Genomic DNA, 3,824 nt, shown 5'->3' on the forward strand with positions numbered 1-3,824 from the left:
CATCATTGATCTGTATCGCGTCGCGGCAAAGTTCTACCGCAAGCCGGCCTGGGCGAAAAAGGCTTGGGAGGCAATGATTCGAACAGGCTCGGGAAAGCGGGATGGCCGCCCTGCAAAAGTTCGCCGGACGTTTGCAGGGCTACTGGCATGGAATCGTGACCCGAACGGAACAGCGCGGATCAAGGCCATTGCCGAATTCTTGATCCGCCTGTGCCAGTAGGCCCGATGCCGGAACGTCGGCGACGTAGCCTGCGGGACGCGCGCACGACAACGCGGAGCGCGAATGTCATGCTCCGCCTGTGTCGGGAGCAACGCCGTATCATGATCACAGTGCGTGCTCAATTCGGCGGATAGGCCATACCCCAGCGCTTTCTCGAATCGGCGATCCGTTGCTTCGCGGTCCGCAATCGTTCTTGCTCGGTCGGGCACGTATGCGTCGGCACTTCGGGCGCGGCGGGCATACCGTCGTCCGTTGCATTGTCCTGCTCGTATTTACGGCGTTGCTGCCCGACAGCGTCGTCTTTCTGCTTGCGGTCGTTCATCTGCCTGCTCCCGTGAATTCGCCTTGCGCGGGCGTATCGGCATCGACGACGCACGCGTGTCGAATACAGGATGACCGGGCCGGACGAAGAAGTCGGTACGATGCCGCGCAGTGTCGGCCAGCGCCGTTGCTGACGGATTCCTAGAGCCGCTTCAGGTCAGGAAGCAGGCGATCGAATTCGCGTTTGACCACGCTGTAGCATTCGCACACACGCTTTTCGAGCCCGGGTCGGTCCAGCACCTCGATATGGCCGTAGTTGTAGCGGATGAGGCCAGCGTCCTGCAGTTTCAATGCCGCTTCCGTCACGCCCGACCTGCGCACGCCCAGCATGTTGGCGATCAGCTCCTGCGTCATGCGCAACTGGTTCGATGGCAGACGGTCGAGGCTGAGCAGCAGCCAGCGACACAGCTGCTGATCGATCGAGTGATGACGGTTGCATACCGCGGTCTGCGCCATCTGCGTGATGAGCGCCTGCGTATAGCGCAACAACAGACGCTGCATCGAGTTGCCGCGCCGGAATTCTTCTTTCAGGACGCTCGCGTCGAGCCGGTAGGCCTGCCCAGCGCTTTGCACGACGGCGCGACTCGGCGTTGTTTCACCACCCATGAACAGCGACACGCCGATCATGCCCTCATGCCCGACGATCGCGATTTCCGCAGACGAGCCATCCTCCATCACGTACAGCAGCGACACGATCGTCGTGGTCGGAAAATAGACGTGATGAAGCTGGCCGCCCGATTCGTACAGCACTTTCCCGAGCGGCATGTCGACGATCGTCAGGTTCGGGATGATGCGTGCAAGCTCGTTCTCCGGCAGTGCGGCAAGCAGGTGATTTTCAGTGATGGGGGGATGTCTGGCATGCGTGGTTCCTAGGCTCGCATCTGGCGCGATGGCGTTGTCTGGTCGCTTCGAGCGCAGCGGGGAGTGAGCGGGATTCACTATCGTATCTCGTCGTTCGCAGCTTGACGGTACGGTAGCTGAAAATAAGCCCGATTTCCTGACGAGCCAGGGACGGCCGTGATCGGCAAGGCTCAGGGAGCTGTTCGCCGCGCGATGTCGACTACAAGGAAGTCAGGTCAACGCCGGCTTTGGCGCCGGGCGCGGTGCAAGCGGCGCTTCCGTGAGACGGTCGGCCGGCATCCAGTCCGGTACGTTAGCGGACGGACTTCGCGCGATTTACCCCCCATCGTGATTCGACGTCTCGAATTTCATCGGGACGTCAGCCCAGGGGGGGCCGCGCGCCGTGCGGGATCGGACAGCGTAGCGGCGACCCGAGGAGATGATCATGAGAAAGCTACATTCCGTGCCGGTCGGGACGGCGATAGTCACCATAACGATGATCGTACTGGCGGGTTGCGGCGACATGTCCCACCGCGGAACGGATACCGTGATCGGGGCGGGTGTCGGCGGCGTCGCCGGTGCGGTCCTGACGGGCGGCAGTGCGTTGGGCACCGTTGGCGGTGCCGTCGTCGGAGGGGTTGTCGGCAATCAGGTCGGGAAATAGGAGGCTCGTCGAAGGGCAGGGAATCGGCACGCGCACGCGTCGTCACGGCGAAGCGTGCGCGGATACCAGTGTGGCGCGGAGTGCGAACGGAATGTCGGCATTTCTTCTGAACGGCGAACTGAGGCTGTCCTGGTTGCAGCTTGCGTGGGTCGTGTTCGTGCTCACGCATGTCACCATCATCAGCGTGACCGTGTACCTGCACCGCTGCCAGGCGCACCGGGCGCTGGATCTGCATCCGTGCATCAGTCACTTCTTCCGGTTCTGGCTGTGGTTGACGACCGGCATGCTGACCTCGCAATGGGTCGCGGTGCATCGCAAGCATCACGCGCGGAGCGAGACCCCGGACGATCCGCATAGCCCGCGAACCCGCGGCCTCGCGACCGTGCTGCTGCGCGGCGCGGAACTGTACCGTGCGGAAGTGCGGAACGAGGAAACGGCGCGCAGATACGGATCGGGGACGCCGGACGACTGGCTCGAACGCCACGTCTATGCCCGCTATCCGAATCTCGGCGTCGGGCTGCTGGTCGTGATCGACGTCGGGCTGTTCGGGTTGCCCGGCGTGGCGGCGTGGGCGATCCAGATGATATGGATTCCGTTCTGGGCCGGTGGCGTGATCAATGGCTTAGGCCATTTCAGCGGCTATCGGAATTTCGCGACACCCGATGCGAGTACCAACCTTTTCCCGCTGGGCATCCTGATCGGCGGCGAAGAGCTGCACAACAATCATCACGCGTACGTGACGTCCGCCAGGCTGTCGAATCGCTGGTTCGAGTTCGATATCGGCTGGGCGTACATCCGCCTGCTGGCGGCATTGCGGCTGGCGACCGTTCGGCGAGTCGCAACGCAGCCGCGCCTGCTCCCGGTCAAGGCAGTCGCCGACGACGCGACGCTGCAAGCGGTCATCCGCAACCGGCATGCGGTGATGGCCGCCTTTGCGCGCACGCTCGAGTCCGCCTGCCGGCGGGAACTGCGCCGCGTCGAGGACATGAGTCGAGACGACAAGCGCGCGTTCGCGCTCGGCATGAAACACTGGCTGCGCCAGGCCTGGGGCCATCGGAACAAGCCCGACCTGCGCGTGCTGACGAGCCCCAATGCCAACCGGCGAATACGCGTGTATGTGGATATTTACGACGCGTTGCTCGAGCTATGGACGTGGCCACACGCGTCGCACGAGCAATTGCTGGCTCAGTTACAGGATTGGTGCCGCTGCGCGGAGCAGACCGGCATCGACGCGATCGCCGAATTCTCGATACACCTGCGCCGGTATGCGTGATCCCGGCCCGCCCGCGACCTGCGGTGCGGGACCGGTGTGCCACGGCGCGTGGCGCATCCGTCGCTCATCTCGCCCGATTGTCGGGGCGCAAATAACGCCACTTGCTCGCATTGGAGTTGATGCCGGCATCCTGACGGATGCGCTTTTCGGCGCGTTCGACATCGGCACGCGCGAGATCGTCCCGCTGTTTTTTCCGGGTCGCGTCATCGCGCCGGTCGATCGAGGTGCTTGAGTAATATTTCATGGATCGCTCCTGAGTGAGATGTGCTCGCGTCGCGAGACGCCGCATCGAGTCCGATGCGGCGGATGGATCAGATCGCCGTAGGGGCGATTCTGCCGTCGACGATGTCCTTGCCGAATTGCATCGCCAGATCGAGGGCGAGCGCCGCCGTTTGCGGAGCGCCATGCTCGAAAATGGTCGAGTAACGCGGCGCCGTTGCCGAGGTCGACGGAATCGTGTCGATGCGTACGATTGAACCGAAACGTTTCGGACCGGGGGCGTGGGG

Annotated in this window: 6 protein-coding genes and 1 pseudogene; 3 read left to right on the plus strand and 4 right to left on the minus strand. The window is 63.3% G+C overall.

Annotated features, from left to right (window positions below):
* A partial coding sequence (locus JMF90_RS27855) for a hypothetical protein (protein ID WP_201325692.1) occupies positions 1-220 on the plus strand: 220 nt, incomplete at its 5' end.
* Between the two features lie 118 nt (positions 221-338).
* Here JMF90_RS27855 and JMF90_RS27860 read toward each other — a convergent pair.
* Positions 339-542: a hypothetical protein gene (locus tag JMF90_RS27860; protein ID WP_006413539.1), complete on the minus strand. Its 204-nt coding sequence runs from the start codon at positions 540-542 to the stop codon at positions 339-341.
* A 140-nt stretch (positions 543-682) separates the two neighbouring features.
* Positions 683-1,432, minus strand: coding sequence for a Crp/Fnr family transcriptional regulator (locus tag JMF90_RS27865; RefSeq protein ID WP_201325691.1), 750 nt, complete (start codon positions 1,430-1,432; stop codon positions 683-685).
* A 394-nt stretch (positions 1,433-1,826) separates the two neighbouring features.
* On the opposite strand from JMF90_RS27865, the gene JMF90_RS27870 reads away from it, so the two are divergent.
* Together JMF90_RS27870 and JMF90_RS27875 are read left to right on the plus strand one after the other, a co-directional pair.
* The gene (locus JMF90_RS27870) at positions 1,827-2,045 is read left to right on the plus strand and encodes a glycine zipper 2TM domain-containing protein (protein ID WP_041489508.1); all 219 of its coding nucleotides are present in this window, start codon (positions 1,827-1,829) and stop codon (positions 2,043-2,045) included.
* A 91-nt stretch (positions 2,046-2,136) separates the two neighbouring features.
* Positions 2,137-3,318: an acyl-CoA desaturase gene (locus JMF90_RS27875; protein ID WP_011548855.1), complete on the plus strand. Its 1,182-nt coding sequence runs from the start codon at positions 2,137-2,139 to the stop codon at positions 3,316-3,318.
* Positions 3,319-3,382: 64 nt separating this feature from the next.
* On the opposite strand, the gene JMF90_RS27880 is transcribed toward JMF90_RS27875, so the two are convergent.
* Entirely contained in the window at positions 3,383-3,562 is a 180-nt protein-coding gene (locus JMF90_RS27880; protein ID WP_006413543.1) for a hypothetical protein, read from the minus strand.
* 67 nt (positions 3,563-3,629) lie between these two features.
* Positions 3,630-3,824 (minus strand): annotated as a pseudogene (locus JMF90_RS27885) (hypothetical protein); the annotation flags it as partial.

Source organism: Burkholderia sp. E168m23 (genome assembly GCF_016586125.1).
Taxonomy (GTDB): Bacteria; Pseudomonadota; Gammaproteobacteria; order Burkholderiales; family Burkholderiaceae; genus Burkholderia; species Burkholderia orbicola.